Annotated in this window: 25 protein-coding genes; 14 read left to right on the top strand and 11 right to left on the bottom strand. The window is 66.6% G+C overall.

Going from position 1 to position 24,356, the window contains the following annotated elements; genetic code table 11:
• The first annotated feature begins 30 nt into the window (after nt 1-30).
• The 4 genes from ybiB to ACTIF6_RS10735 are packed head-to-tail and all read left to right on the top strand — an operon-like array spanning nt 31 to nt 4,131.
• A complete protein-coding gene (gene ybiB, locus ACTIF6_RS10750) occupies nt 31-960 on the top strand; it encodes a DNA-binding protein YbiB (protein WP_439588034.1) in 930 nt (309 codons plus the stop codon).
• Nucleotides 944-1,729, top strand: a complete 786-nt coding sequence (gene cobA / locus ACTIF6_RS10745; RefSeq protein ID WP_439587969.1) for a uroporphyrinogen-III C-methyltransferase — start codon at nt 944-946, stop codon at nt 1,727-1,729. The genes ybiB and cobA overlap by 17 nt, the downstream gene beginning before the upstream one ends.
• 56 nt (nt 1,730-1,785) lie before the next feature.
• Entirely contained in the window at nt 1,786-2,913 is a 1,128-nt protein-coding gene (locus ACTIF6_RS10740; protein WP_439587968.1) for a sterol desaturase family protein, read from the top strand.
• Nucleotides 2,914-2,916: 3 nt separating this feature from the next.
• Nucleotides 2,917-4,131 carry an NAD(P)/FAD-dependent oxidoreductase gene (locus ACTIF6_RS10735; protein WP_439587967.1) on the top strand — a complete coding sequence of 405 codons (1,215 nt, stop codon included), beginning with the start codon at nt 2,917-2,919 and terminating at the stop codon, nt 4,129-4,131.
• Here ACTIF6_RS10735 and ACTIF6_RS10730 read toward each other — a convergent pair.
• The gene (locus tag ACTIF6_RS10730; RefSeq protein ID WP_439587966.1) at nt 4,128-4,838 is read right to left on the bottom strand and encodes an ArsR/SmtB family transcription factor; all 711 of its coding nucleotides are present in this window, start codon (nt 4,836-4,838) and stop codon (nt 4,128-4,130) included. The genes ACTIF6_RS10735 and ACTIF6_RS10730 overlap by 4 nt on opposite strands.
• 85 nt (nt 4,839-4,923) lie before the next feature.
• Here ACTIF6_RS10730 and ACTIF6_RS10725 point away from each other — a divergent pair, with 85 nt between their 5' ends.
• Together ACTIF6_RS10725 and ACTIF6_RS10720 are read left to right on the top strand one after the other, a co-directional pair.
• Entirely contained in the window at nt 4,924-6,195 is a 1,272-nt protein-coding gene (locus ACTIF6_RS10725) for an MFS transporter (protein WP_439588033.1), read from the top strand.
• A gap of 12 nt (nt 6,196-6,207) precedes the next feature.
• Complete coding sequence (locus tag ACTIF6_RS10720) at nt 6,208-6,555, top strand: NIPSNAP family protein (RefSeq protein WP_439587965.1); 348 nt, start codon at nt 6,208-6,210, stop codon at nt 6,553-6,555.
• Here ACTIF6_RS10720 and ACTIF6_RS10715 read toward each other — a convergent pair.
• Nucleotides 6,538-7,236 carry an enoyl-CoA hydratase/isomerase family protein gene (locus ACTIF6_RS10715; RefSeq protein ID WP_439587964.1) on the bottom strand — a complete coding sequence of 233 codons (699 nt, stop codon included), beginning with the start codon at nt 7,234-7,236 and terminating at the stop codon, nt 6,538-6,540. The two genes, ACTIF6_RS10720 and ACTIF6_RS10715, sit on opposite strands and share 18 nt — an antisense overlap.
• A gap of 219 nt (nt 7,237-7,455) precedes the next feature.
• Between ACTIF6_RS10715 and rpsU the strand changes: the two genes are divergently transcribed.
• Nucleotides 7,456-7,668: a 30S ribosomal protein S21 gene (gene rpsU, locus ACTIF6_RS10710; RefSeq protein WP_056273869.1), complete on the top strand. Its 213-nt coding sequence runs from the start codon at nt 7,456-7,458 to the stop codon at nt 7,666-7,668.
• A gap of 101 nt (nt 7,669-7,769) precedes the next feature.
• Nucleotides 7,770-8,216 carry a GatB/YqeY domain-containing protein gene (locus ACTIF6_RS10705; RefSeq protein WP_439587963.1) on the top strand — a complete coding sequence of 149 codons (447 nt, stop codon included), beginning with the start codon at nt 7,770-7,772 and terminating at the stop codon, nt 8,214-8,216.
• Here the strand turns inward: ACTIF6_RS10705 and ACTIF6_RS10700 are convergent.
• On the bottom strand, nt 8,213-9,100 hold the full coding sequence (locus ACTIF6_RS10700; RefSeq protein ID WP_439587962.1) for a DMT family transporter: 888 nt from the start codon (nt 9,098-9,100) through the stop codon (nt 8,213-8,215). The two genes, ACTIF6_RS10705 and ACTIF6_RS10700, sit on opposite strands and share 4 nt — an antisense overlap.
• A 104-nt stretch (nt 9,101-9,204) precedes the next feature.
• On the bottom strand, nt 9,205-10,632 hold the full coding sequence (gene pmbA, locus ACTIF6_RS10695) for a metalloprotease PmbA (RefSeq protein ID WP_439587961.1): 1,428 nt from the start codon (nt 10,630-10,632) through the stop codon (nt 9,205-9,207).
• A 71-nt stretch (nt 10,633-10,703) separates the two neighbouring features.
• On the opposite strand from pmbA, the gene yjgA reads away from it, so the two are divergent.
• The 3 genes from yjgA to ACTIF6_RS10680 are packed head-to-tail and all read left to right on the top strand — an operon-like array spanning nt 10,704 to nt 12,467.
• Nucleotides 10,704-11,363 carry a ribosome biogenesis factor YjgA gene (gene yjgA / locus ACTIF6_RS10690; protein ID WP_439587960.1) on the top strand — a complete coding sequence of 220 codons (660 nt, stop codon included), beginning with the start codon at nt 10,704-10,706 and terminating at the stop codon, nt 11,361-11,363.
• Nucleotides 11,360-11,968: a molybdopterin adenylyltransferase gene (mog, locus tag ACTIF6_RS10685; protein WP_439587959.1), complete on the top strand. Its 609-nt coding sequence runs from the start codon at nt 11,360-11,362 to the stop codon at nt 11,966-11,968. Before yjgA ends, mog begins: the two co-directional genes overlap by 4 nt.
• A 22-nt stretch (nt 11,969-11,990) precedes the next feature.
• Complete coding sequence (locus tag ACTIF6_RS10680) at nt 11,991-12,467, top strand: FKBP-type peptidyl-prolyl cis-trans isomerase (protein ID WP_439587958.1); 477 nt, start codon at nt 11,991-11,993, stop codon at nt 12,465-12,467.
• Nucleotides 12,468-12,470: 3 nt separating this feature from the next.
• On the opposite strand, the gene cysE is transcribed toward ACTIF6_RS10680, so the two are convergent.
• Together cysE and ACTIF6_RS10670 are read right to left on the bottom strand one after the other, a co-directional pair.
• Nucleotides 12,471-13,241, bottom strand: coding sequence for a serine O-acetyltransferase (gene cysE / locus ACTIF6_RS10675; RefSeq protein ID WP_439587957.1), 771 nt, complete (start codon nt 13,239-13,241; stop codon nt 12,471-12,473).
• Nucleotides 13,242-13,251: 10 nt separating this feature from the next.
• Nucleotides 13,252-13,986 carry an RNA methyltransferase gene (locus tag ACTIF6_RS10670; RefSeq protein ID WP_439587956.1) on the bottom strand — a complete coding sequence of 245 codons (735 nt, stop codon included), beginning with the start codon at nt 13,984-13,986 and terminating at the stop codon, nt 13,252-13,254.
• Nucleotides 13,987-14,103: 117 nt separating this feature from the next.
• Between ACTIF6_RS10670 and ACTIF6_RS10665 the strand changes: the two genes are divergently transcribed.
• Complete coding sequence (locus ACTIF6_RS10665) at nt 14,104-15,015, top strand: inositol monophosphatase family protein (protein ID WP_439587955.1); 912 nt, start codon at nt 14,104-14,106, stop codon at nt 15,013-15,015.
• Here ACTIF6_RS10665 and ACTIF6_RS10660 read toward each other — a convergent pair.
• The gene (locus tag ACTIF6_RS10660) at nt 15,006-18,221 is read right to left on the bottom strand and encodes a PAS domain-containing protein (RefSeq protein WP_439587954.1); all 3,216 of its coding nucleotides are present in this window, start codon (nt 18,219-18,221) and stop codon (nt 15,006-15,008) included. The genes ACTIF6_RS10665 and ACTIF6_RS10660 overlap by 10 nt on opposite strands.
• A gap of 360 nt (nt 18,222-18,581) precedes the next feature.
• Between ACTIF6_RS10660 and ACTIF6_RS10655 the strand changes: the two genes are divergently transcribed.
• Both ACTIF6_RS10655 and ACTIF6_RS10650 read left to right on the top strand, forming a co-directional pair.
• Nucleotides 18,582-19,106 carry a YfiR family protein gene (locus tag ACTIF6_RS10655; protein WP_439587953.1) on the top strand — a complete coding sequence of 175 codons (525 nt, stop codon included), beginning with the start codon at nt 18,582-18,584 and terminating at the stop codon, nt 19,104-19,106.
• Complete coding sequence (locus ACTIF6_RS10650; protein ID WP_439587952.1) at nt 19,103-20,998, top strand: ATP-binding protein; 1,896 nt, start codon at nt 19,103-19,105, stop codon at nt 20,996-20,998. The genes ACTIF6_RS10655 and ACTIF6_RS10650 overlap by 4 nt, the downstream gene beginning before the upstream one ends.
• A gap of 18 nt (nt 20,999-21,016) precedes the next feature.
• On the opposite strand, the gene rpoN is transcribed toward ACTIF6_RS10650, so the two are convergent.
• The 4 genes from rpoN to ACTIF6_RS10630 form a co-directional block, all read right to left on the bottom strand.
• Nucleotides 21,017-22,447, bottom strand: a complete 1,431-nt coding sequence (gene rpoN / locus ACTIF6_RS10645) for an RNA polymerase factor sigma-54 (RefSeq protein ID WP_439587951.1) — start codon at nt 22,445-22,447, stop codon at nt 21,017-21,019.
• A 240-nt stretch (nt 22,448-22,687) separates the two neighbouring features.
• On the bottom strand, nt 22,688-23,509 hold the full coding sequence (locus ACTIF6_RS10640) for a lipocalin family protein (protein WP_439587950.1): 822 nt from the start codon (nt 23,507-23,509) through the stop codon (nt 22,688-22,690).
• The gene (locus ACTIF6_RS10635) at nt 23,487-23,942 is read right to left on the bottom strand and encodes a phage holin family protein (RefSeq protein ID WP_439587949.1); all 456 of its coding nucleotides are present in this window, start codon (nt 23,940-23,942) and stop codon (nt 23,487-23,489) included. Before ACTIF6_RS10635 ends, ACTIF6_RS10640 begins: the two co-directional genes overlap by 23 nt.
• Nucleotides 23,939-24,211 (bottom strand): GlsB/YeaQ/YmgE family stress response membrane protein, encoded by a 273-nt coding sequence (locus ACTIF6_RS10630; protein ID WP_439587948.1) that lies wholly within the window; start codon nt 24,209-24,211, stop codon nt 23,939-23,941. Before ACTIF6_RS10630 ends, ACTIF6_RS10635 begins: the two co-directional genes overlap by 4 nt.
• Nucleotides 24,212-24,356 lie beyond the last annotated feature (145 nt).

The raw sequence follows: 24,356 nt of genomic DNA, 5'->3' as shown, positions 1-24,356 counted from the left end.
TTGCCGGACAATTCGCGAAACATCGCCACCATGGGTATCAGCCACTACATCAAGGACATTGGCCGCGGCAAGGAAGGCGCCCGCTCGCTCACGCGCGAGCAGGCGGCCGACCTGCTGGGTCAGGTGCTGGATGGCGCGGTGAGCGATCTGGAGGTGGGTGGCTTCTGCCTGGCCATGCGCATCAAGGGGGAAACGCCCGAGGAAATGGCCGGCTTTCTCGATGCTGTCCATGCGCGCCTGCTGCGCCTGCCCGACGCAGGCCACCCCACCGTCGTCCTGCCCAGCTACAACGGCGCTCGCAAGCTGCCGGTGCTCACGCCGTTGCTCGGCCTGTTGCTGGCCCGTCGGGGTGCATCGGTGCTGGTGCACGGCACCGCCACCGAAGACAAGCGCGTACCGGCCGAAGCGGTGTTCGCCGAACTCGGCATCGCGCCCTCCCTGCACCTGGCCGCGCTGCCAGCCGGCGAACTCGTCTTCGTGCCGACCGAGGTGCACCTGGCCAGCCTCAAGCGGCTGCTCGACGTGCGCCGCGCGGTGGGCTTGCGCAACCCGGCGCACAGCCTGGTCAAGCTCATGAACCCTTGCGCGGGCCGTGCCTTCATCGTCGGCAGCTACACGCACCCCGAATACGCCACGTCCATGGCCGACACCTGGACGCTCACCGGCGCGCATGCGCTTCTGCTGCGCGGCACCGAGGGCGAGCCCGTTGCCGACGCGCGCCGCACGCCCCGCATGGAGGTGTTCCACGATGGCCACCGCACCGAGGTGCAGGCCGTGCAGGACGGGCCACTGGCCCACCTGCCTTCGCTGCCTTCCACCGACGCGGTGCAAACAGCTGCTTACATTCGCGCGGTGCTCGAGGGCTCGCAGCCCGTGCCCACGCCCATCGCCTTGCAGGTGGAACACATCTTGCAAGAGCTTCAACACCATGAATCCGCAGCCCATGCCATCGCCGTCTGAATTCCTGCCCGGCACCGTCTCGCTCGTCGGCGCCGGCCCGGGCGACCCCGAGTTGCTCACGCTCAAGGCCGTCAAGGCCATTGCCGCAGCCACCGTGCTGCTGGTCGATGACCTGGTGAGCGATGCGGTGCTGGCCCACGCCCGCCCGAGCGCTCGCATCGTGCACGTGGGCAAGCGCGGTGGCTGCAAGAGCACGCCGCAGGCCTTCATCGAAAAGCTCATGGTCATGGCCGCACGCGAGGGCGAGGTGGTGGTGCGGCTCAAGGGCGGCGACCCGTTCATCTTCGGGCGCGGGGGCGAAGAGGTGGAACACCTGCGTGAAGCCGGCATCGAGGTGCAGGTGGTCAACGGCATCACCGCAGGTCTTGCGGGCCTCACCTCATTGGGCGTGCCGCTCACGCACCGCGAGCACGCGCACGGCGTGGTGTTCGTCACCGGCCACGCCAAACCCGGCGACAAGGGCACCGACTGGCAGGCGCTGGCCGCGACCGCGCGCGATGCGAAGCTCACGCTGGTGATCTACATGGGCGTTTCCAGCGCCGCGCAGATCCAGCAGGACCTGCTCACCGGGCTGTCGGCCGACACGCCGCTGGCCGTGATCCAGCATGCCACGCTGCCCCAACAAAGGCATGCCGTCACCAGCCTGGGGCAACTGCGCGCCACCATCGAGCGCGAAGGCCTGGGCAGTCCCGCCGTGATCGTGGTGGGCGATGTGGTCAGCGGCATTGCCGCGCTGCACGCCCCCGAGGCCATCGCGCGCACCGCCTGAGCACCGCTACACTCCCGCAACCGTGCGCCCTTCGGCGCCTTGGGGGAGCGAGCGGCATGCTCAAGAAACTGAACGATTTCACCGAGGGCCACGGCGCATTGCGACCGGGCCGCGGACTGGTCACCGGCGTCATCGCGCTCACACTGGCCATCCTGTGTTTTCTGGGCGTGATGGCCTTTCACTTTCCGCAGTACCTCACCACGCCCGAGCTTCGCAAGCAGTACGACGTGGCGTTCATGCGCAACCTGCTGTTCGTGGCGCTGGTGATCGCGGGTGGCCTGAGCCTGGTGAACGTGCTGTTCAACCGCGCGCGCTGGCTCTCGGCGTTTGCGTTTGCGCTGGTGGTGCTCAGCGCACTGCTGGGTGGACACCAGGTCGAGGTGGACCCGAACTTCCCCGACCACACCCCCTACATCGGCATGGACTGGTTCATCCTGGACCTGCTGGGTTCGGCGCTGATCTTCATCTTCATCGAGAAGCTGTTCGCCCTGCGCAAGGACCAGCCGGTGTTCCGCCCCGAGTGGCAGACCGACTTCCACCACTTCATCGTCAACCACATGGTGATCGGCTTCATGCTGCTGGCCACCAACCTGCTGGTGCACAACATCTTTGGCTGGGTGCCCGTCGAAGGCGTGCGTGGCTGGATCGCGGCACTTCCGTTCTGGGCCGCGCTGCCGCTGATCATTCTGGTGGCCGACCTCGCCCAGTACTGGACTCACCGCGCCTACCACGAGGTGCCGCTGCTCTGGCGCCTGCACGCCGTGCACCACAGCACCAAGCACATGGACTGGATGGCCGGCTCGCGCCAGCACATCCTGGAGACCATCATCACGCGCACCCTGGTGCTCGGGCCAATCTACCTGCTGGGTTTCTCCAAGGAAGTGATCGATGCCTACATCATCGTGGTGGGCTTCCAGGCCGTGTTCAACCACGCCAACGTGAGCGTGCGCCTGGGTCCGCTGCGCTACCTCATCGTCACGCCCAACTTCCATCATTGGCACCACAGCCAGGACCAGGAAGCGCTGGACAAGAACTACGCCGCCCACTACGCCTTCCTCGACCACCTCTTCGGCACCGCGGTCAACAGTCCGAAGATGTGGCCCGAGCGCTACGGTGTGCTGGGCGACTATGTGCCCAAGGGCTTCCTGCGCCAGCTCGCCTTTCCGTTTACCTGGAAGGGTTGACGGGTGAGCGATACCTGGGACGCCGTGGTGATCGGCGCGGGCGCGGCTGGCCTGTTCTGTGCCGGCATCGCCGGGCAACGCGGCCTGCGCGTGCTGGTGCTCGACCACAGCGAGAAAGTGGCCGAGAAGGTCCGCATCTCGGGCGGCGGGCGGGCCAACTTCACCAACCGCGAGCTCGACCCACAGGCGCCGCACAAGCACTTTCTCGGTGCGAACCCGCACTTCTGCCGCTCCGCCCTCTCGCGCTACACACCGGCCGATTTCATCGAGCTCGTGCAGCGCCACGGCATCGCCTTTCACGAAAAGCACAAGGGTCAGCTTTTCTGTGACCGCTCGGCCGAAGACCTGATCCAGATGCTGCTGCGCGAGTGCGAGACGGGCGGCGTGCAACGCTGGCAGCCTTGCGGCGTGAAGGCCGTGCGCTGGGCCGGTGATGGCATTTACGAGCTCGACACCGATCAAGGCACCGTGCACAGCCGCACGGTGGTGGTGGCCACCGGTGGCCTGTCCATCCCCAAGATCGGCGCCACCGACTTCGGCTACCGCATTGCGAAGCAGTTCGGTCTGCGGTTGGTGGAAACGCGCCCAGGCCTGGTGCCCATGACCTTCGATGGCGACGGCTGGGCACCGTACGCCGGCCTGTCGGGTCTCTCCTTGCCTGTGCGCATCGAAACGGGTGAAAAGAAATCCCGCATGGTTTTTCTGGAAGACCTGCTGTTCACGCACCGGGGTCTCTCCGGGCCAGCGGTGCTGCAGATTTCCAGCTACTGGCGTGAAGGCACACCGATTCGCCTCGATCTGGCGCCCGACATCGAACTGCCCGCAGCGCTCGCACGCGCCAAGGCGACGTCGCGCAAGCTGCTGGCCAACGAACTCGCCGCGCTGGTGCCCAGCCGCCTGGCCGAAGCCTGGGTGCAGCAGGACACCGACTGGCAGCGCCCGGTGGCCGAAGCGTCCGACAAAGCCCTGGCCCGGCTGGCCGAGCGCCTCTCGCGCTGGGAAATCACCCCCACCGGCACCGAGGGCTACCGCAAGGCGGAAGTCACGCTCGGCGGAGTGGACACGCGAGACCTCTCGTCGCAGACGATGGAGTCGAAGCAGCCCGGGCTGTACTTCATTGGCGAAGTGGTGGATGTGACCGGCTGGCTGGGTGGCTACAACTTCCAGTGGGCCTGGGCCAGTGCCCACGCCTGTGCGCAGGCCCTGCCCGCCCCTTAGTCCCCGAGCACGCTGCGCCAGCGCGCGGTGCCCATCCAGTCGCGCAGGGCCAGTGCACCCGGCGGGGTGATGGTGAGTGCGCGCGTGCCCTGCCCGCGCAGCAACCAGCCCCGCTCCAGACAGTGGTGGCAGATCAGCGCGCCCAGTCGACCCGCCAGGTGCATGCGCCGTTCACTCCAGTCCAGGCAAGGACGGCACGGCGGGCGCTTGTGGGGATTGCCGGCCAGCGCGAAGCCTGTCTCCAGCCCCAGGCCCTGCAGGGCCGCAGGCACGCCGTCGGTGACGTGTGCCGTGAGAGCCTCATCATCGAACACCACCGCGCCTGCGTCCAGCAAATGACCGGCAATGGCCACGCCCAGCCGGCCGGCCAGATGGTCGTAGCAGGTGCGCGCGGTGCGCAGTGAAGCGTTGCGCGGGCCCACCACCGGTGGAGCCAGCGTGGACAGCTGCATCAGGCCTTCCAGCACGCGGGCCACTTCTGGCGAGGCCAGGCGGTGATAGCGATGCCGGCCTTGGTGCGCCACGCTCAGCAGCGAAGCTTCCACCAGCAAGGCGAGGTGGCGGCTGGCGGTGGCGGGCGTGATGCGCGCCGCATCGGCCAGCTCGCGCGCGGTCAACGCCCGCCCATCCATCAGCGCCATCAGCATGGCTGTGCGCGTGGGCTCGCCGACGAGCGCGGCGACGTGCGCGATGCGGTTGGTGTTCATGGCCCGAGTGTGCGGCATGCGCGAGCCGCGATGCTTCGCTCCACGACGAAGCATCGCGGCGGCGGCGCGGAACACCATGCTGACGATGTGGACCCGCCCGATCGCCCCTGCCGCCAGCGCCTTTCACGGCACCGTCGTGGTACGCGCCGCCTTCGTGCTGGCCCTGTTCGGCTGGGGCGTGGGGTTCTATGGCCCGCCCATCTTTCTGTACGCCGTGGTTTCGCGCACAGGCTGGCCGCTGGCCTTGGTGTCGGGGGCGGTGACCGCGCACTTTCTCTGGGGCGCCGTCGTCGTGGCCTGCCTGCCGCGCATGCACACCCGCTGGGGCATTCCAGCAACCACACTGACGGGCGCAGTGGCCCTGGCACTGGGCGTGGCCGGTTGGGCCCACGCCAGCCAGCCCTGGCAGTTGTTCGCCGCGGCCTTGCTCAGCGGCGGTGGCTGGGTCCCCCTCGGCGCAGCCGGCATCAACGCCATGGTTTCGCCCTGGTTCACGCACCACCGCCCCGCCGCCCTCTCACGGGCCTACAACGGCGCCAGCATCGGTGGCGTGGTGTTCTCGCCCTTGTGGGGCACCTTGATCGCGCACATGGGCTTTGCCCAGGCGGCATGGGCCGTGGGCGTGTGCATGGTGGCCGTCGTAGGGTGGTTGGTCCGCCACGCGCTGGCCGTCACGCCCCCCGCACTGGGCCAGTCGCCCGATGGCAAGCCCCCCGGCGCACCCAGTCACCGTGCGTCGCTGCCGCCCTCCTGGCCCCCGCTGCCCGGACACACCCTGTGGACCAACCGCCGCTTCCAGACGCTGGCGGCGGCCATGGCACTGGCGCTGTTTGCCCAGATTGGTCTCCTCACGCACCTGTACTCGCTGCTCTCGCCACGCCTGGGACCGCAGGGCGCCGGCTGGGCGATGGCGCTGGCCACGGCCTGCGCCATCGGCGGGCGCACACTGTCCGCGTGGTCCATGCCGTTCGCGGCCGACCGGCGCGGCGTGGCCTGCGCAAGCTGGGCTGCGCAGATGGCCGGCTCACTCGTGCTACTGGCCGCGCCCGGTCACGGGCCGCTGTTATGGGCCGGCATCGTGCTGTTCGGCGCCGGCATCGGCAACACCACTTCGCTGCCACCGCTGGTGGTGCAAACCGATTTCGCCGCGCAAGACGTGGCCCGCGTGGTCGCGCTCATCGTGGCGCTCTCACAGGCCCTGTATGCGCTGGCCCCCATGGCGTTTGCCCTGCTGCTGGCCGCCGGCCAGGGCACGGCCCTGTTCTTCGGCGCTGCGGCGGCCCTGCAACTGCTGGCGCTGGCGCTCCTGTGGAGCGGACGCCAGGCCGCGCACATCCCTTGCCCACCCCACCCTTGAGGAAAACCCCGCATGACCATCACCTGTTTCATCCGCTACGAGCTCGACCCCTTCCAGGTCGAGGCCTTCCGCACTTACGCCGAAAACTGGGGCCGCATCATCCCGCGTTGCGGCGGCCACCTGATTGGTTATTTCCTGCCCAGTGAAGGCACCAATGACGAGGCCTGGGGCCTGATCGCGTTCGACAGCCTGGCAGCCTACGAGGCCTACCGCACACGCCTGCGTGCCGACGACGAAGGACGAGCGAACTTCGAGACTGCACGCCGCCAGCGCTTCATCCTGCGCGAGCAACGCACCTTCACCGAGCTGGTCGCCGGCACCTTCAACCAGGGCGCCGCGTCTTCAGTGGGCACCCAGTGAACACTGGGCCGCGTTCTCCAGGGAAATCGCCTGCGTGAATGCACCCATGCCCACTTCGTTCAGCACCTTCTTGAATTGGCTGCTCACCTCTGGCGAGAGAGACGCCAGGCGTTCGCAGATTCGTTGCGCGGCGGCCTCCAGCTCGCCTGCCTCGACCACATCTGAAACGAGGCCCCAGGCATGCGCCTGCGATGCACTGAATTCGTCGCCCAGCAACATCAACGACTTGGCCCGCATGAGGCCAGCGCTGGCGGTGAGTGTGGCAGTGAGACCGCCGGTGACGAAGACGCCGAGCGAGGCTTCCGGCAAACGGAATCGGGTGGTGCTTGCCGCGATCACCACATCGCAGTCGAGCATCCATTCCAGCCCGGCCCCCAGCGTCCAGCCGTGCACGGCGACAACGACGGGTTTGGGCAACGACACCAGTGCCTGGGCGACGCCCTGCACCAGCACGAGGTCGTTTTCGGTGGGCGGTGCACCCACATCGCGACCCGCGCAGAAGGCACGACCGGCCCCGCGCAACAACAGCACGCGCACGCTGGCATCGGCGGCAGCACCTTTGATCACCTGCAGCAGACTCCGTGCCATGCCGTTGTTGATCGCATTGAGCTTTTTCGGTCGATTGAACATGACGCTCAGAATGCCGTTGGAAAGACTGACCAGGAGGTCGGGATGGTTCATGTCGGTTGCGCTCCAGAATGCACGCCAGCAGCCGGGATGGGTCGACGGGCGCCGCAGGCCCTGGCTTGCCGACTATGGCGAAATGGCTATAATGCTTGGCTTTGCTGGCAAATCCCCGTCGGCCAATACTAGTTAATGACGGGACATTTTGCGGAAACGACGCTCGGGCCCGATCTTCCCGACCATCCTCTTTCCGCGCATTCTGGACATCTTTCGCCCATGACGACCATCCGTGTTAAAGACAACGAGCCCTTCGACGTCGCCCTGCGCCGTTTCAAGCGCACCATCGAAAAGCTCGGCCTGCTGACCGATCTGCGCGCCCGCGAGTTCTACGAAAAGCCCACCGCCGAGCGCAAGCGCAAGAAGGCAGCGGCCGTCAAGCGCCACTACAAGCGTGTGCGCTCCATGCAGTTGCCCAAGAAGCTGTACTGAACCAGCGCCGCCGGGCTCTTTGCCTGGCTGCCCCAAAGCCCGCTGGAGGACGCTCAAGCGGGCTTTTTTGTTGACGCCTCTTTCTCAATCAGGAGCTTCCCATGAGCCTCAAGGAACAGATCACCGAAGACATGAAGGCCGCCATGCGCGCCAAGGACAGCGAGCGCCTGGGCACCATCCGCCTGCTCACCGCCGCCATGAAGCAGAAGGAAGTGGACGAGCGCGTGGAACTGGACGACACCATGGTGATTGCCATCGTGGACAAGCTGGTCAAGCAGCGCAAGGACAGCATCGAAGCCTTCACCAAGGCCGCGCGCCAGGATCTGGTGGACAAGGAAGCTGCCGAGATGAAAGTGCTCCAGGGCTACCTGCCGGCACGCCTGTCGGCCGACGAGGTGGCCGCCGAAGTGAAAGCCATCGTGGCCGAGCTTGGTGCGGCAGGCCCTGGCGACATGGGCAAGGTGATGGGCGCGGTGAAATCGCGTCTGGCGGGCAAGGCCGACATGGGGCAGGTCTCTGCTGCCGTCAAGGCGGCTCTTGCGGGCTAGGAAAGGATGAGCGCGGTGCCTGCCACCGCCAGCACCGCCCCCAGCCAGGCGCCGGCCGCCGGACGCCGCCGGTAAACGATCCACAGCACCGGCAGGATCAGGATCGGCGTGACGGACGACAGCACGGCCACCAGACCCGCCTGCCCATGCTTCATGGCCTGCAGGATCAGCGTCATGCCCAGTGCCATGGCCACGGCCGCGCTGCCGAAGATCAGGGCGGCATCCTTCCAGCGCATCGGCGCCAGCGAACGGGCACCGGCCCAGCCGGTGGCCAGCAGCAACCCATGAGCCAGCAGGGCCATGCTCATGCGCATGGCTGAGCCGGCCACCGCATCAATACCGGTGGTCATGAGCGGTTTGAGCATGAGCGTGGCAACCGACTGACAAAGCGCTGCAAGCAGTCCCAGCGCGACGCCCACCGCCAGCCGACCTCGCGTCTGCTCCCAGCCGTGCTGCTCGTCGCCCCGCCGGCCCCAGACGATGGCGAGCATCACGCCGCCCACCAGCAGGCCGCTGCCCATCAATGCCCAACCCCAGAGGCTTTCGCCGAGAAAGAGCCAGGCCAGCACCGCCGAGAACAGCGCGTGCGTGGCGAACAACACGCCCGAGCGACGTGGCCCCAGGCGGTTCATGCAGGCAAAGAGCGCGGTGTCGCCGATGAAGATGCCGATCAGGCCGGAAACCGCGAGCAGGCCGAAGGCCGATGCATCCAGGCTGCGCCAGCCACCAGTGACCAGGGCAATGCTCCAGAGAATGAGGCTGGCGAACAGCATGCGCCAGCGGCTGAAGGTGAACGCCCCCAGGCGCTGCGAAGCCGGGGCCGAGAACAGCGCCGCCACGGCCCAGCAGGCGGCGGCGAGCAGGGCCAAGGCTTCGGGGCGCATCGAAATCTATGCGCGTGAGCATCTGGCCGACGCCGGGCCGCTCCCAAGGCGGCCCAGCCCCCACGGGGGGCAGCGACCCGCGCAGCGGTGGAGCGTGGGGGCTGTCAACTTCCGGCAACCTTCATCCGGTTGACGAGGATGGAACCGGTGGTTTTTGCACCGTAGTTGTAGGCATCCGCACCCACCGCCTCGATGCCCAGCAGCATGTCTTTCAGGTTGCCGGCAATGGTGATCTCGTGCACCGGGTAGGCAATCTCGCCGTTCTCCACCCAGAAGCCGGAAGCCCCGCGCGAGTAGTCGCCCGTCACGTAGTTCACGCCCTGGCCCATGAGTTCGGTGACGAAAAGGCCGCGCCCCAGTTTCCGGAACATGGCGCGCAGGTCGTCGCCCGGCTGCGTGAGGCGACTGGTGAGCTTGAGGTTGTGCGAGCCACCGGCATTGCCGGTGGTGCGCATGCCGAGCTTGCGCGCCGAATAGGTGGACAGAAAGTAGCCCTGCACGCGCCCGGCCGACACCACCTTGCGCTTCGTGGTGCGCACGCCCTCGTCGTCGAAAGGCGAACTGCCCTTGCCGTTGCGCACGTGCGGGTCTTCCGCGATGTCGAGGTGCTTCGCCAGCACGCGCTTGCCCAGGCTGTCGTGCAGGAAGGTGGTGTTGCGGTAGAGCGCGCCGCCGCTGGTGGCCTGCACATAGCTGCCCAGCAGACCAGCGGCCAGGGGCGACTCGAACAGCACCGGGCATTCGGTGGTGGCGATCTTGCGGCCATTCAGGCGCGCGAGTGTTCGCTCTGCCGCGTAGCGTCCCACCGCCTCGGGCGTGGCCAGATCTTGCGGCGCGCGCATGGAGCTGTACCAGTAGTCGCGCTGCATGTTGGCGCCCTTGCCGGCAATGGGCGCCACCGAAAGGCTGTGGCGCGAACTGGCGTAGCCACCGCTGAAGATGCCGGGCTTGCCGCGTTCGCCGCCACGCAGGTGCGCTGCGAAGAAGTGCGACTGCTGTGCCGACACACCGGCGCCTTCGCTGTTGTTGATCTTTCTGCTGGTGGCGAACGCCGCCGCTTCGCATGCAAGCGCAATGCGCGCGGCTTCTTCCGAGTTGATCGACCACGGGTGGAACAGATCCAGGTCGGTGTACGCATCGGCCACGTCCACCGCATCGGGCAGGCCAGCCATGGGGTCTTCGGCGGTGAAGCGGGCAATGTCGTAGGCGGCCTGCACCGTCTGGCGGACGGCGGCGGCGGAGAAATCCGAGGTGGAGGCGTTGCCACGCTTCTGGCCCAGGTAGACCGTGACGCCCAGCGATTTGTCGCGGTTGCGTTCCACGTTCTCCAGCTCACCCTTGCGCACCGAAACACTGAGCCCGGCACCTTCAGAGACCTCGGCCGCGGCGTCGACCGCGCCGAGTTGTTTCGCGTGCGAAAGCGCTAGGTCGATCAGTTCCTCGAACTGGCTGCGGGCGTACTGGAAACCGGTGAGGGGGGTGCTGGGGTCGGCGGCGGGGCCGGAACCGGGGGCTTGGGAGGGGTTTTTCATGTCGACGGCTATGATACTTGCCGCTCCTCCTGGCCGCTGCCATCCGCGCAGATGCCCATTTCACGATCCACATGTCCCGCAAACCCACCAAAGGCTATTTCGTCCGTGGCCAGTTCGTCGCCCTCGGCAGCGAGCTGGACCAGGAGCTCAAGCGCGAGCTCAAGGGTTCGGCGGAGATGAGCAAGACCGACCTGAAGAAATACAGCGACCGTCTGCAGCAGCTGGGCGAGAGCCTGCTCACCCTGCGCGCGGATCTGATGCAGAAACTCGATCTCTCCGAGAAACTCCAGGACGCGGTGGCCGAGGCCAGGCGCATCACCAATTTCGAAGGTCGCCGCCGCCAGATGCAGTACATCGGCAAGCTCATGCGTGGCGTGGACGAAGACACGCTCGCCGCAGTGGAAGCCGCGCTCGACGAGCAGAACAAGGGTTCCGCCAAGAGCACGCTTTCATTGCACCAGGCCGAGCAATGGCGCGACCGGTTGATCGCCGACGACGAAGCGCTCACACACTGGCTGCAGTTGGACCCAGGCGCCGACGCGCAACACCTGCGCGCACTGATCCGCCAGGCACGCAAGGACGCGCAGACCACCCAGGCTCAGGAGCGCCCCGGCGAGGCTGTGCGCCACGGCAAAGCCTACCGCGAGATCTTCCAGGCGGTGAAGGCCGCCTTGAACCAGGATGGCAGCGACGAAGCCGGTGCCTCCGAAGACGACGACGAACAACCATGACCGACCACCCATCCAGCGCCTCAGCCGATCCGGTGCGCATCGGCATCGTCTCCATCAGCGACCGCGCCAGCAGCGGTGTCTATGAAGACAAGGGCTTGCCCGCCCTGCAGGACTGGCTCACGCGCGCGTTGAAGAACCCCATCACCTTCGAACCGCGCCTGATTCCCGACGAGACCGAGCGCATCAGCGCCACGCTGGTCGAGCTGGTGGATGCGGGTTGCTCGCTGGTGTTGACCACCGGTGGCACCGGCCCCGCCCTGCGCGACGTGACGCCGGAGGCCACGCTGGCCGTGGCGCACAAGGAGATGCCCGGCTTTGGCGAGCAGATGCGCCAGATCAGCCTGGCCTTCGTGCCCACGGCCATTCTCTCGCGCCAGGTCGCGGTGGTGCGCGGCCAGAGCCTCATCATCAACCTGCCTGGCCAGCCCAAGGCGATTGCCGAGACGCTGGAAGGCTTGAAGAATGCCGACGGCACCCAGCGCATCAACGGCATCTTTGCCGCCGTGCCCTACTGCATCGACCTGATCGGTGGGCCCTATCTCGAGACGAACGACGAAGTCTGCAAGGCCTTCCGCCCGAAGTCCGCCGTGCGCCCCGTGCGCTGAACCTTTCCTTCCAGAGAACGCCATGAAGATCACCAAAGACACCATCGTCACCCTCACCTTCCGCGCCGTGGACTCCAGCGGCAAAGTGCTCGAAGACGGCAAGGAGCCGCGCGCCTACCTGCACGGCGGCTATGGCAATACGCTGCCGGGCGTCGAGATGGCCCTCGAAGGTCAGGAAAAGGGCTTCAACACCACTGTGAAGCTGCAACCTTCGCTGGCGTTTGGCGAGCGCGACGAGAGCCTGGTGACCAGCATCTCGAAGAAGGACTTCCCGCCCGGTGTGAAAGTGGGTGGCCAGCTCGAAGGCAGCGACGAGCAGGGACGCCGCCAGATCTTCACGGTGACCAAGATCAAGGGGGACAAGGTGCTGCTCGACGGCAACCACCCGCTGGCGGGGGAAGACATCACGTTCACGCTGAACGTGATCGATGTGAAAGCAGCCTCAGCGGAAGAGATTGCCCACGGCCACGCGCATGGCGCGCACGGCCATCACCACTGAGCCCTACTTCCCCACGAGCTGGTTCAGCTTCTCGGCCTCGAAGCACTCTTCGCGCGCCGCATCGCTCGGCACGCAATCCCCATCGCGTGGACCGGCCAGTTTCTCGATCGCCTGCCACAACAGCGCGATCTGGTGTTCCTGGCTGGCGGTGCTGTCGATCAGGCCGCGCATGGCCTGCGACAGCGGGTCGTCTTCCTGCGTGATGCCGTAGGCCTGGAACTTCTGGCCCTGTTCGGTCACATCGGCGCTCTCGCCGGTCTTGCTGGGAATGATGCGCGCGGGGATGCCGACAGCCGTGGCACCGGCCGGCACCGGCTTGATCACCACCGCGTTGCTGCCGATCTTGGCGCCATCGCCCACCAGGAATCCGCCCAGCACCTTGGCGCCAGCGCTCACCACCACATCCTTGCCCAGGGTGGGATGGCGCTTGGTGCCCTTGTAGAGCGAAGTGCCGCCCAGCGTGACGCCCTGGTAGATGGTGCAGCCGTCGCCGATCTCGGCGGTTTCGCCCACCACCACGCCCATCGCGTGGTCGAAGAACACGCGCTCACCCAGCTTGGCACCGGGATGGATCTCGATGCCGGTGAAACAGCGCGAGAGGTGCGAGATGAAGCGCCCCGGCCATTTGAGGCCGTGCGTCCAGCACCAGTGCGCCGGCCGGTGCAACCACACCGCGTGCAATCCGGGATAGCAGGTGATCACCTCCCAGGTACCGCGTGCGGCCGGGTCGCGGTCAAGGATGCACTGGATGTCGGAGCGAAGGCGGGCAAACATGGCGCAGAGTCTAGCCCTTGCCGCGCTCGGCGGCCTGCAGCATGGCCTTGGCGACACCTCGAAGAATGTGGATTTCCTCTTCGCTGGGCGCGGCTCGGTTGAAAAGCTGGTTGAGGCGGGGCATGAGTTTCTTGGGCGCGGCAGGATCCAGGAAGTCCACCGCCACCAGCGCCTGCTCCAGATGCTCCAGCATGCCGGACAAGGCCCGGGCATCCGCTTGCGGTCGCTCGGGCAACACCGCTGGCGCATCAAAACCGCCCAGCGCCTGGCGCCAGTCGTAGGCAATCAGTTGAACCGCTGCGGCCAGATTGAGCGAGCCGAAATCGGGCGCCGTGGGAATGGAGAGCGCCACGTGGCAACGGTAGACGTCCTCGTTGCGCATGCCGAAGCGTTCGGAGCCGAACAGGAAGGCCACGCCCTCGGGCGGATCGCCCGCCGCCATCAGGCCGGTGAAATGCTCGCGCGGCGCGCGCGTGGGTGGACCGAAGTCGCGCGGGGTCATGGCGGTGGCGCACAGGTGGCTCATGCCGTCCAGCGCCTCGTCCAGGGTGTCGACGATGCGGGCCTTGGCCAGCACGTCGTTGGCGCCGCTCGCGCGCTGGATGGTTTCCTCGCGGCGCAGCACATTGGCCCAACGCGGCTGCACCAGCACGAGGTCGTCGAAACCCATGACCTTCATGGCTCGGGCCACGCCGCCCACATTGCCGGCGTGGCTGGTCTGGATGAGGACAAAACGGGTGCGCATGCTGCAAAGGCCTGGGACGGTAAAATCCCGGCTATTGTCGCCGCCCGCATCGCCGGGCCTTCCCTCCCGCTCATCCCTGTTGCGCCCGCCTTTGCGGTGCGCCGAGGTCCACAATTCATGTCGTCCACACTCCACCCCATGCTCAACGTGGCCATCAAGGCCGCACGCACCGCTGGCACCCTCATCAACCGCGCCGCGCTGGACGTGGAGTCGGTCCGGGTCTCGGTCAAACAGACCAACGATTTCGTGACCGAGGTCGACCAGGCCGCCGAGGCCGCCATCATCGACACCCTGCTCACCGCCTATCCCGACCACGCCATCTGGGCCGAGGAATCGGGCAGACGCCCGGGCAAACACGGCGGCGCAGACCATGTCTGGATCATCGATCCGCTGGACGGCACCACCAATTTCATTCACGGCTTCCCGGTCTACTGCGTGAGCATCGCGCTCATGGTGGGCAACCGGATCGAACAGGCCGTCGTTTACGACCCCTCGCGCAACGACCTTTTCTGCGCCACGCGCGGGCGCGGCGCTTACATGAACGACCGCCGCGTGCGCGTGGCCAAGCGCACCACGCTGCGCGATTGCCTGCTCTCCACCGGCTTCCCCTTCCGCCCGGGCGACTCCTTCCAGACTTACCTGCAGCTGTTTGGCGACGTGATGCCGCGCGTGGCCGGCCTGCGCCGCCCGGGTTCGGCCGCGCTGGACCTGGCCTATGTGGCGGCCGGCTTCACCGACGGTTTCTTCGAGATGGGTCTCTCGCCCTGGGATGTGGCCGCTGGTGCGTTGCTCGTCACCGAGGCCGGTGGCCTGATCGGCAACTTCACCGGTGAGTCCGACTTCCTGGAACAGAAGGAATGCCTGGCCGCCAACCCCAAGATCTATGGTCAGCTCGTGGGCCTGACGGGCAAATACAGCAAGTTCGCCAGCGCAGGTGACAAGGCGGCGGTGCGCCAGGCCAGGAAAGACGCTGCGCGCGAAGCAGCGGCCGCAGATGCAGCCGGAGACGACGCCGAGCCTCAGGCCTGAGGTAACTGGAAGAAGAAGGTCGCGCCCTTGCCGGGCGCCGACTCGGCCCAGATGCGGCCGCCATGGCGCTCGATGATGCGCGCCACGATCGCCAACCCCACGCCCATGCCCGGCACCTCGCTGCCCGGATGCAGGCGCTGGAACAGGCCGAACAGCTTCTCGGTGTGTGCCATGTCAAAGCCCATGCCGTTGTCGCGCACAAAGTAAGCGCGCTGGATGGCATCGAAGCCCGTCACCAGGTGAGGAATCGGCTGGTGACGCGAGTACTTCAGTGCGTTGTCCATCAGATTGGAGAACACCTGGCGCAGCAAGGTCGCGTCGCCCAGCGCGTGTGGCAGCGCGCCGACATCGATGCGGGCCTGTGGCATCGAGGGCGAGAGCACCTCTGCAACCGAATGCGCCAGCTCGAGCATGTCCACCGGCACGGCGTCCAGCTCCACACGCACCACGCGAAGCAGTTCCAGCATGTCGGTCAGCATCTGGCCCATGTTTCGCGCTGAGCGGACGATGCGCTCGAACATCTCCCGCCCGCTGGCGCTCAGGCGTTCGGCCTCCTCCTCTCGCACGATGGCCGCGAAGCCATTGACCGAGCGAAGCGGCGCGCGCAGGTCGTGCGCGATGGAGTACGAGATGGCCTCCATGTCGCGCATGGAACGCTCGAGCGCCGCGGTGCGCTCGCTCACGCGCTGCTCCAGGCTGGCGTTGAGCGCGCGCACCTGCTCCTGTGCGGCCACGCGTTCCGAGATGTCGATGTGCGTGCCCGACATGAAGAGCGCACGGTCCTGGTCATCGCGCTGGTGAACGCGCCCGCGTGTGTTGATCCACACCCAATGGCCCTGCTTGTGGCGCATGCGGATGTCGCACTCGTAGTACGGCAGGCGGCCCTCCAGATGTCCATCGCGGATCTCGTCCGCACGCCGCAAGTCTTCCGGGTGCACCAGCGCCTCCCAGGACTCGTAGCGCATGGGCTGCAGTTCATGCAAGGTGTAGCCCAGCATCTCGGCCCAGCGTTCATTCACCGTGAGCGTGTTTTCGGCCAGGTTGGTCTCCCAAATGCCCGGTCGCGTGGCCTCCAGCACCCAGGCCAGGCGCTGGCGCTGCTCGCGCAGGGCTTCCTGCGCCTCGAAGTAGGAACTCACGTCGGTAAAGGTGCGCACCAGCCCGCCATCGGGCAGCGGGCGCGAGCGGATGTCCAGCGTGCGACCATCGCGCGTCTTGCGCCAGTAGTTGCCAGGCGACTCCACGTCACCGGGCTGGCTCAGGTAGCTGTGCGCCTCGGGCTCCACGAGTCGCATGCCGTCGCCAAAGTCGCCTCGCTCGCGCTGGAACTTCACGATGTCTTCGCTGGACGGCCGCCCGCGCAGCAGTTCCTCTGGCAGGTCCAGCAACTCGAGCACGCGCTGGTTGTAGATCAGGATGCGGCCGCTGGCATCGACCTTGGTCAGGCCCTGGCTGATGCTGTCCAGCGTGACCTGCAACGCGGCGCTCTTCTCGGCCAGCAGGCGGCTGGTGGCCTCCAGGTCCTGGCGTGTCCGTCGGCGTTCGGCATGGCCGCGCCAGGCCAGCACCAGTTGGCGCACCGCACCCAGCAGGGGTTGCAGAAAATCGATGTCCTCGCTGCTGTAGCCCTCGGGCTGGTTGGCCAGTCCGACCATGGCGACCAGGCGATCACCCACCGACAGGGGGATGCCGAGAAACGCATGCATGGGTGAGTGGCCTTCAGGCGTTCCTCCGGCGCGCGGATCGTGGCGCGGATCGTTGGCGATCACCGGCTCACCGGTCACCATCGCGTGGCCGAACAGCGTGTGCAGGTTGCGAAACGCCATGCCGGCATCCATCTGGTCCTCGTACATGCGCCGCGACATCTCGTCCCACGCGATGTTGGTGATGGCGTGCGTCCTCAGGTAAGGCTGGTCCTGTCCGTCGTAGAGCACTTCCCCCACGAAACCGTACGTGCTGCCGGTCACGCTCAGGAAGGCCGTCAGGAGTCCTTCGAAGGCGCGGCGCTTGTCGTCGGCCTCGATGTAGACCGCCTGCGCCAGCCGCACGGCTTCGAGCATGCGGTGCTGGCGCTCGAGCTTCTGGTCCGCCATGCGGGCCTGCGTCACATCGGTGGTGAAGCCATGCCAGACCACCGAGCCGTCGGACTCGGCCCGCGGCACCGCCTCCACCCTGTACCAGCGGATGGTGCCGCTGGGCAGTTGAACGCGGTAGGTCTGGCGCCACGATGTGAGATGCCGCGCGGAAATCTCCAGCGACTGGATCACGGATGGACGGTCGTCCGCGTGCACCCGTTCGAAAAGAATGCGTGCGTCGCTCTGCAGCGCCAGAGGCTCCACCTCCAGCATCTCGCGCGCCGCGTCGTTCACATAGGTGATCACGCTGCGGCCATCGGGCAGCCGGCGCGCCTGGTACATCATGCCGGGCACCCGGGCCGCGATGTTCTGCAGCAGCTTGAATTGCTCGGCCAGGCGCTCGGTCGCCTCGCGCTCGGCCGTGATGTCCTGCACCACACCAAAGTCGGTCTGCGGATTGCCGGCCACGGTGGTCTGACCAATCCGGGTGCGAAACCAGCGCTGCTGGCCATCCGGCCGCATCCAGCGGAACTCCACTTCGCGACCGTCCAGCGCGGCGCGTGCGGCCAGCCAGGCCGGCTTGTCGTCGGGGTGAATACCGCCGCGCCCTTCGTTGCGACGGATGCGGTTTTTCGGTTCGATGCCCGCAATCTCGTAGAGCCCGAGCGACCAGACCACCTCGTCGTCGTTCTCGGCGTTGGTCCAGTGCCCCACGCCCGCCGTCTTCTCGATCGCGGCATGCAACTCCACCTGCTGCTGAAGCTCCACATTGGCACGGCGCAGCGCGGCCTCGCTCTGGGCGCGGGCTTCCTCGGCCTCGTACTCGCGTGTGGCCTCGGTGAGGTACACCAGCGCCAGAGGCTCGGGCAGCGCCTCCAGCACCGTGGTATGCAAGCGAACCCGGTGCTTGATACCGTCACGCAGGCGCAAGTAGTGCAAGGGATCGGCCGATGGCAGCTGGCCCACATAGCGGTCGCGCTCGTCGTCGCTGGGCCAGTGGCCGATCTCCACCGTCGTGCGGCCAATGGCATCCTCGCGCCGCGTGCCGGTAAGCACCACCCAGGCGTCATTGACGGCCACCAGACGGCCATCGCTCAGGCGTGACACGGAGGCCGCGATTGGCGAAGCCATGAACATTGCCTCGAAAGGCAGGGGCAAGTCAGGAAGCATGGATGTCGTGGCACCCACCGGATCGGGTTGGGCGGCGGGAACAGCTTCGGCCATGCGCGCTCGGTGGTTGGAGTGAGGGATGGGAGACGCACAAATTGTGCCGGACAGTTCTGACATAAAGCCGGCGATATGGCTGCTAAAGTGCCCGCTTGTTCCGGGTCCGCAACTCGCACCACGGCCGGAAGCGAGCCAGCTCATGCCGATTGCATGCTTTTGGCCTATATCTCGACCGGACGAATCGAATCGGGAGAAATCAACATGTGGCTGGCACGGCGTTTGCCCTCTTTCCCTCGACCCCCCTGGCGGCGGGTTGCATCGCTCATGGTGGGCATGTTGAGCGTGGCGCTCACGACTTCACTGGTGCACGCCAGCGATTTCAATGCCGAGGAGCAGGAGGCCCTTCATTTGCAGAGGTTCATCGGTTACATCGAATGGCCTTCAGGCGCCTTTGCGCTGCCGACTTCTGCCATCGTGGTGGGCATCGCCGGTGCCGACCAGACGCTGGCAACCCTGTCGCGCACGCTCGCAGGCAAAGTCGTTCAGGGTCGGCCGGTGCAGGTGCAGCCGGTACAACGACCTGAACAACTCAGCGGTGTGCATCTGGCCTACATCGGTCGGGAGGCCTGGGATCGCCTGTCGGACTGGATTGCTGCCTCGAAGGCCCGTGATGTGGTGCTGGCCACCAACGCTCCCGATGGTGTGGCGCGTGGTGCCACGCTGGGCTTGATCCAGGTCGACCAGCGCATGCGCTTCGAGGCCTCCATTCCGGCGGCCGCTGAAGTCGGCGTCAAGCTGAGTGTGCGCCTGCTGGAAGTGGCCGATCGCGTCGTGGGAGGCCAACGGTGAAAACCACCTCGCTGCGCCAGCAACTCACGCGCGCCGCGATGCTCACGACGTTCCTGGCGATCCTGCTCAGCGCGGGCGCACTCATCACCTACGAACTCTCCGTCTACCGCAGTGCGGCCATTGCCGACCTGCGTGCGCAGGCCGACCTGATTGCCCGATCCACCGCCGCCGCGGTGGAGTTCCGCGACGCCAAGGTCGCGCGCGACAACCTTGCCCTGCTGCGCAACCAGCCGCGCATTCGAGCGGCCGCCGTCTACGGCCTCGACGGCGCCCTGATTGCTTCGCACACCCCCTCCGGCGGCGCGCTCCTCGCGCGCGTGCCGCCGGGCGTCCCGACCTGGGGGCCACGCTACAGTGGCTCGACGCTGGAGATGACGCAGGCCATCGAACGCGATGGCGAGTGGCTGGGCCTGCTCTACCTCAAGGCAGAGCACGAAGTGTGGCAGCGCCTGGCGGCTTTCGCCCTGATCGTTCTGGCTGTGGGCGCGGTCAGCCTGACCGCCGCGTTTTACCTCTTCGTGCACCTGCAGCGCCGCATCACCGCGCCGCTGGAGAAGATGACCGAGGTGGCGCGCGACGTGATCGGCAGCCACAACTGGTCGTTGCGTGCACCGGCCACCGACTACAAGGATGTGGGCGTGCTGGTCGATGCGTTCAACCGCATGCTGTCGGAATGCGAGACACGCACCTCGGAGCTGGAACACGAGATGGTCACACGCCAGGGCGTCGAGCAGGAGTTGCGCCAGGCCGATCGACAGAAAGACGAGTTCCTGGCCACGCTCGCGCACGAATTGCGCAACCCGCTCTCGCCCATGACGAGTGCGGTCGCGCTGCTGCAGATGCCTGAGGCCTCAGCGCAGACTCGCGACAAGGCGCTCGTGGTGCTGGAGCGCCAGCTTCGCCACATCGTGCGCCTGGTCAACGACCTGCTGGATGCCTCGCGCGTCACCACGGGCAAGCTCTCGCTGGACAACGAAACGCTGAACGTCGGCGAGCTGCTCAAGACCATCATCGAAGGCGCGCAGGCGCTCGCCACCCAGCAGGGCCTGGCACTCTCGCTCCAGTTGCCTCCCGTGTCGCTGCACGTGCATGGCGACGCCATTCGCCTCACGCAGGTATTTTCCAACCTGCTGAGCAACGCCTGTCGCTACACCTTGCGAGGCGGCCGCGTGGACATCACACTGGCCGAGCGCGGCCCATGGGTGGAAGTGTCCATTGCCGACACCGGCATCGGCGTGGAGCCGGAGATGCAGGAGCGCATCTTCGACCTGTTCGAACAGGCCGACAAGACACTGCAGCGCGGCAACGCGGGCCTGGGCGTGGGACTCACCCTGGCGCGGCAGATCATCCTGCTGCACAACGGTGTCCTGACCATGAGCAGCGAGGGGCTGAACCAGGGTTCCTGCTTCACGGTTCGCCTGCCACTGCTCCAGAAGGACGGGCCGGAGAGCACCGCGAGCCCTGCACCGGTCTCCACGCGCCTGCCGGCGTTGCGGCCTCTGCACATCCTCATCGCCGACGACAACGTCGACCTCACGGAAAGCTTCGCCGAGATCCTGATCGCGAACGGTCACACGGTCGACGTGGTTCACGACGGCGCAGCCGCCGTGGACACGGCCCGCGAGCACGTGCCGGACATCGCCCTGCTCGACATCGGCATGCCCAAACTGGACGGCTACGAAGTGGCCCGCCAGCTCCGCGCGGGCATGACCACGCAGGGCATCCATCTGGTCGCCATCACTGGTTGGGGACAGGCTTCCGACCTGGAAGCAGCCCAGGCCGCCGGTTTCGACCACCACCTGCTCAAACCCGTGGACCCGCAAGACCTGGTGCGGTTGATCGGCGAGTCCTACGAGGAGTTTCAGGCCTCGCGGCCCGGTGAACTGCGCTAGCGGCTGTTCACACAGGCCCTAGTCGTGGCGACGCCGCCGGTCCACCGGCTCGATGCGCAGCATCTGGCGGTACTTCGTGACCGTGCGCCGGGCCACAGTCAGGCCCTGCTGGGCGAGCTGACGGGTGATCTGCGCGTCGGACAGCGGACTGTCCGCCGATTCCGATTCGATGATGTCGTGGATCAGGCCCCGGATGGCGGTGCCGGAGCAGGCCTTGCCATTCGCGCTGACCATGGCACGGGAAAAGAAATGCTTGAGTTCGTACACACCGCTGGGCGTGGCCATGTACTTGTTGTTGGTGACGCGTGACACGGTCGATTCGTGGACACCCACCTCGTCGGCAATCTCCTTCAGGCCCAACGGTTTCATCGCCATGGCGCCGTACTCGAAGAAGTGGCGCTGGCGCCTCACGATGGCCTGGGAAACGTCCAGGATGGTCGAAAAACGCTGCTCGACGTTGCGCAGGGTCCAGCGAGCTTCCTGCAGATGCGCGCCCATTTCGGCGTGCTCGGCGCAACGGTGCTGCTGAAACAGGCGGGCGTAGTCTTCATTGATCCGCACCCTGGGAACGATGGTGGAATTGAGCCTCGCGCTCCACGCACCCCGGTCTTTCTTCACGATCACATCGGGCACGATGTAGTTCACTCTGGAGGGCGAGAGACGCCAGCCGGGTCGGGGATCGAGGCGGCGAATCCGATCGCACACGGCTTCGATATCGGCTACCGACTCGCCGAGCGCGCGCGCGAGGGCAGGCACATCGCGCGCGGCCAGACTGTCCAGATGCCGCAACACGATCGTGCTCGCCATCGAGCGCTGGCGCGGGCATTCGATGCTGCCCAGTTGCAGCGCCAGGCACTCGGCGACATCGCGAGCGCCGACACCGGCTGGCTCCAGCGATTGCACCAGCTTCAAGGCAATCTGCATTTCTTCCAGTGAGGCAGCCGGCTCGAGGCCTGCCCAGTCGAGCAGCTCGCACAGGGGCGTCCGAAGATAGCCATCGTCGTCGAGCGACTCGACCACGGCGCGTGCAAGGGCCAGGTCGCGCGGGCACAAGGGCAAGGTGCTGAGCTGAACGTGCAGGTGTGCGTTCAGGGAACTCTCTGCCACCATGAAATCCAGTGCGGACACATCGCCGTCGTGGGACTGCCGTGAAGGTGCGAAGCCATCGCCGAGCCAGAGTTCGCGGTCAGCTTCGTGGGCACCTTCCATGCTGTCGCCGTCATCGATGTCGTCGGCCCGCTCGACCCTGTCGTCACCAGCTTGCGCGAGGTCGGCCTCTTCGTCCTCCATGCCCTCTTCGCTCTCCAGAAAAGGATTTCGGCCCAGCACATCGCGCACCACGGTGCCGAAGTCCAGCGACGACATCTGCAGCAAACGAACGGCGTGCTGGAGCCGGGGTGAAAGGGTCTGGTTCTGGCGCTGCTCGGTTCGCGCTTCCATCTGCATCATGTCGATCTCCTCCAGGACATTGAAGAGGTCTGACCGCACATCGCGATTGCCTCAAACCCACTTCAATGCACAGGCCGTGCCGCATCAGCGATGCGGACACAAATCCACACACATGCCCACTTCCAGGGGCACGCGCGCTCCTTCCGAACCGTTCTGGAGGTCAAAAAATGCGCAGATGCGTGGCGCGCATGCCGACAGCAAGGGAGAGAGAGCAAGTCTTGCTGCAAATACTGCCGAAATTCAGCGCAAGGCGAACGGGCGCGAATGCATTCCCTGGATGTCGTAGCCCTGTGCTTGCGCCAGATCGAGCAAGGATTGCAAACGCGCTGGCGCCATGACGCCATCTCGCGACAACACCCGGAGATGGCGCCGTCCCGGCTCACCCACCAGCGCCTCGGTGTAGTCGGCGTCGACATGCAGGACCCAATGGTCGTCCCACGCGCCTGGCCACCAGCGCATCCAGCCCGGCAGACCACTGTGCTTCCAGCGGGCTCCCCCGCTGCCGGGCACGACGCGCGCCACGCCATGGGATTCACGCACGCGGCCTGTGAGCGAAGGCGCCTGGTGGCGTACGGTGATCCAGTGCTTTCCATCCGGCTGCAAAGCCAGCGCCAGATGGGTAGTGGACAGCCCCGTGCCGGCGGACTCACGGCGACACGAAAGGCAGGCCACTTCATGCCACTGTCCCATGTAGCGCACCAGGTCCAGATGCGGCACAGTGGCGGGACCTGGGGGATGGTTCGTCATCAGGCGCCTGGCCACCGGCGCAGCCATGCCGAGCAGGGTGATGGTCGAGGCGGGGCTCAAACGGGGCCGAAGAAAACGCGGCAGCAGAGGCCACAGCATCAACAGCACGCCAGCCCAAGGCACCATGGATCGCCGGGGTCGAATCGCAGACCGCGCTCCTTGCCGGATGGCCTGCAAACGGTTCTGGATGCCCACTTCTCGCGCGATCAGACGGCGTTCCACCCGCGCGATCTCGAAAGCCAGAGCATCCATGCCCTCCGGCAGGCCACTCATTTCTGGAGCGGGCGACGACTCAGTGTGCGGTGTGGGGGACATGGGGTTCTTCATCAGGTGCTTCTTCGAACGGCATCGGGGCCCTGAACATCAGCTGGCGGCGGGTGGCTGGCAATCCGAGCGTGGGGAGCAAACGGCGGATGCGATTCACCGCCCACCCACCCAGTGCCCCATGGACCAGCAGCGCAACGCCCAGTGCAACCGCCCACGACAAACCGGCCGCCACGAGGCCGATCAGCACCAGCGCCCACACGATCAGCCAGCCCGCCAGGCCCAGCACCGTCAGCGCCACGCCCAGGCATGCGATGTGCAGCAGGGACAGGCCCGCGCGCTGCAGTTCCAGAGACAGCAGCTCCACGCGGTCGCTGACGAGGCCTGGCAACTCGCCGAGCAAGCCTCCGAACAACGCGCCCAGTGACGCAGGCGGGCGCTCACCCTGGGGTGAAGTGGCGGCGGCATCCTTGAATCGGTTCATCGCGCAGGGCCCGGGCGAAACACATTGAAGAAGGACAGCAGCACGATGGCGCCCACCAGGGCGGCCAGAAGCGCGCCCCCGCTGAACTCGCGCTGGCTGATGTCAGCCAGGCCCACCATGGGCGACAGGAACCAGCCCCCGAGTGCCGCACCGAAGCTGCCCACGATCGAACTGGCAAAGAGGCCATGACTGCCGTGGGTGAGCATGACGAAGTTGGCCATCGTGCCCAGCACCCCACCGGCCACGAGCCACAGAAGAAAATTGATCATGGAATGGCTCCTCACAGGGTTGAACAACTGCTGTCAAGCGGATCCACGCTTGCAACGGCAATCCACATGCCCGGCAGGTGCCACGGGCAGCCGTGAACGCCGAGGCAGGCACAGCACATGCCAGCAGAACGCCCGCACCGACCGC

The sequence above is a fragment of the Hydrogenophaga sp. genome (assembly GCF_051860785.1).
Lineage (GTDB): Bacteria > Pseudomonadota > Gammaproteobacteria > Burkholderiales > Burkholderiaceae_C > Hydrogenophaga.
Note: the sequence above shows the minus strand (reverse complement) of the source record. Positions and strands in the feature narration are given on the sequence as shown.

Excerpts from the sequence above, each read along its gene's own strand:
- ybiB (WP_439588034.1), top strand. The coding sequence starts at position 31 with ATGGGTATCAGCCACTACATCAAGGACATTGGCCGCGGCAAGGAAGGC.
- ACTIF6_RS10680 (WP_439587958.1), top strand. The coding sequence starts at position 11,991 with ATGAAGATCACCAAAGACACCATCGTCACCCTCACCTTCCGCGCCGTG.
- ACTIF6_RS10655 (WP_439587953.1), top strand. The coding sequence starts at position 18,582 with ATGGTGGGCATGTTGAGCGTGGCGCTCACGACTTCACTGGTGCACGCC.
- cysE (WP_439587957.1), bottom strand. The coding sequence starts at position 13,241 with ATGTTTGCCCGCCTTCGCTCCGACATCCAGTGCATCCTTGACCGCGAC.
- ACTIF6_RS10720 (WP_439587965.1), top strand. The coding sequence starts at position 6,208 with ATGACCATCACCTGTTTCATCCGCTACGAGCTCGACCCCTTCCAGGTC.
- ACTIF6_RS10665 (WP_439587955.1), top strand. The coding sequence starts at position 14,104 with ATGTCGTCCACACTCCACCCCATGCTCAACGTGGCCATCAAGGCCGCA.
- ACTIF6_RS10640 (WP_439587950.1), bottom strand. The coding sequence starts at position 23,509 with ATGTCCCCCACACCGCACACTGAGTCGTCGCCCGCTCCAGAAATGAGT.
- rpsU (WP_056273869.1), top strand. The coding sequence starts at position 7,456 with ATGACGACCATCCGTGTTAAAGACAACGAGCCCTTCGACGTCGCCCTG.
- ACTIF6_RS10670 (WP_439587956.1), bottom strand. The coding sequence starts at position 13,986 with ATGCGCACCCGTTTTGTCCTCATCCAGACCAGCCACGCCGGCAATGTG.
- pmbA (WP_439587961.1), bottom strand. The coding sequence starts at position 10,632 with ATGAAAAACCCCTCCCAAGCCCCCGGTTCCGGCCCCGCCGCCGACCCC.
- ACTIF6_RS10700 (WP_439587962.1), bottom strand. The coding sequence starts at position 9,100 with ATGCGCCCCGAAGCCTTGGCCCTGCTCGCCGCCGCCTGCTGGGCCGTG.
- ACTIF6_RS10740 (WP_439587968.1), top strand. The coding sequence starts at position 1,786 with ATGCTCAAGAAACTGAACGATTTCACCGAGGGCCACGGCGCATTGCGA.
- cobA (WP_439587969.1), top strand. The coding sequence starts at position 944 with ATGCCATCGCCGTCTGAATTCCTGCCCGGCACCGTCTCGCTCGTCGGC.
- ACTIF6_RS10630 (WP_439587948.1), bottom strand. The coding sequence starts at position 24,211 with ATGATCAATTTTCTTCTGTGGCTCGTGGCCGGTGGGGTGCTGGGCACG.
- rpoN (WP_439587951.1), bottom strand. The coding sequence starts at position 22,447 with ATGATGCAGATGGAAGCGCGAACCGAGCAGCGCCAGAACCAGACCCTT.
- ACTIF6_RS10660 (WP_439587954.1), bottom strand. The coding sequence starts at position 18,221 with ATGGCTTCGCCAATCGCGGCCTCCGTGTCACGCCTGAGCGATGGCCGT.
- ACTIF6_RS10725 (WP_439588033.1), top strand. The coding sequence starts at position 4,924 with ATGTGGACCCGCCCGATCGCCCCTGCCGCCAGCGCCTTTCACGGCACC.
- ACTIF6_RS10705 (WP_439587963.1), top strand. The coding sequence starts at position 7,770 with ATGAGCCTCAAGGAACAGATCACCGAAGACATGAAGGCCGCCATGCGC.
- ACTIF6_RS10715 (WP_439587964.1), bottom strand. The coding sequence starts at position 7,236 with ATGAACCATCCCGACCTCCTGGTCAGTCTTTCCAACGGCATTCTGAGC.
- ACTIF6_RS10730 (WP_439587966.1), bottom strand. The coding sequence starts at position 4,838 with ATGAACACCAACCGCATCGCGCACGTCGCCGCGCTCGTCGGCGAGCCC.
- ACTIF6_RS10635 (WP_439587949.1), bottom strand. The coding sequence starts at position 23,942 with ATGAACCGATTCAAGGATGCCGCCGCCACTTCACCCCAGGGTGAGCGC.
- yjgA (WP_439587960.1), top strand. The coding sequence starts at position 10,704 with ATGTCCCGCAAACCCACCAAAGGCTATTTCGTCCGTGGCCAGTTCGTC.
- mog (WP_439587959.1), top strand. The coding sequence starts at position 11,360 with ATGACCGACCACCCATCCAGCGCCTCAGCCGATCCGGTGCGCATCGGC.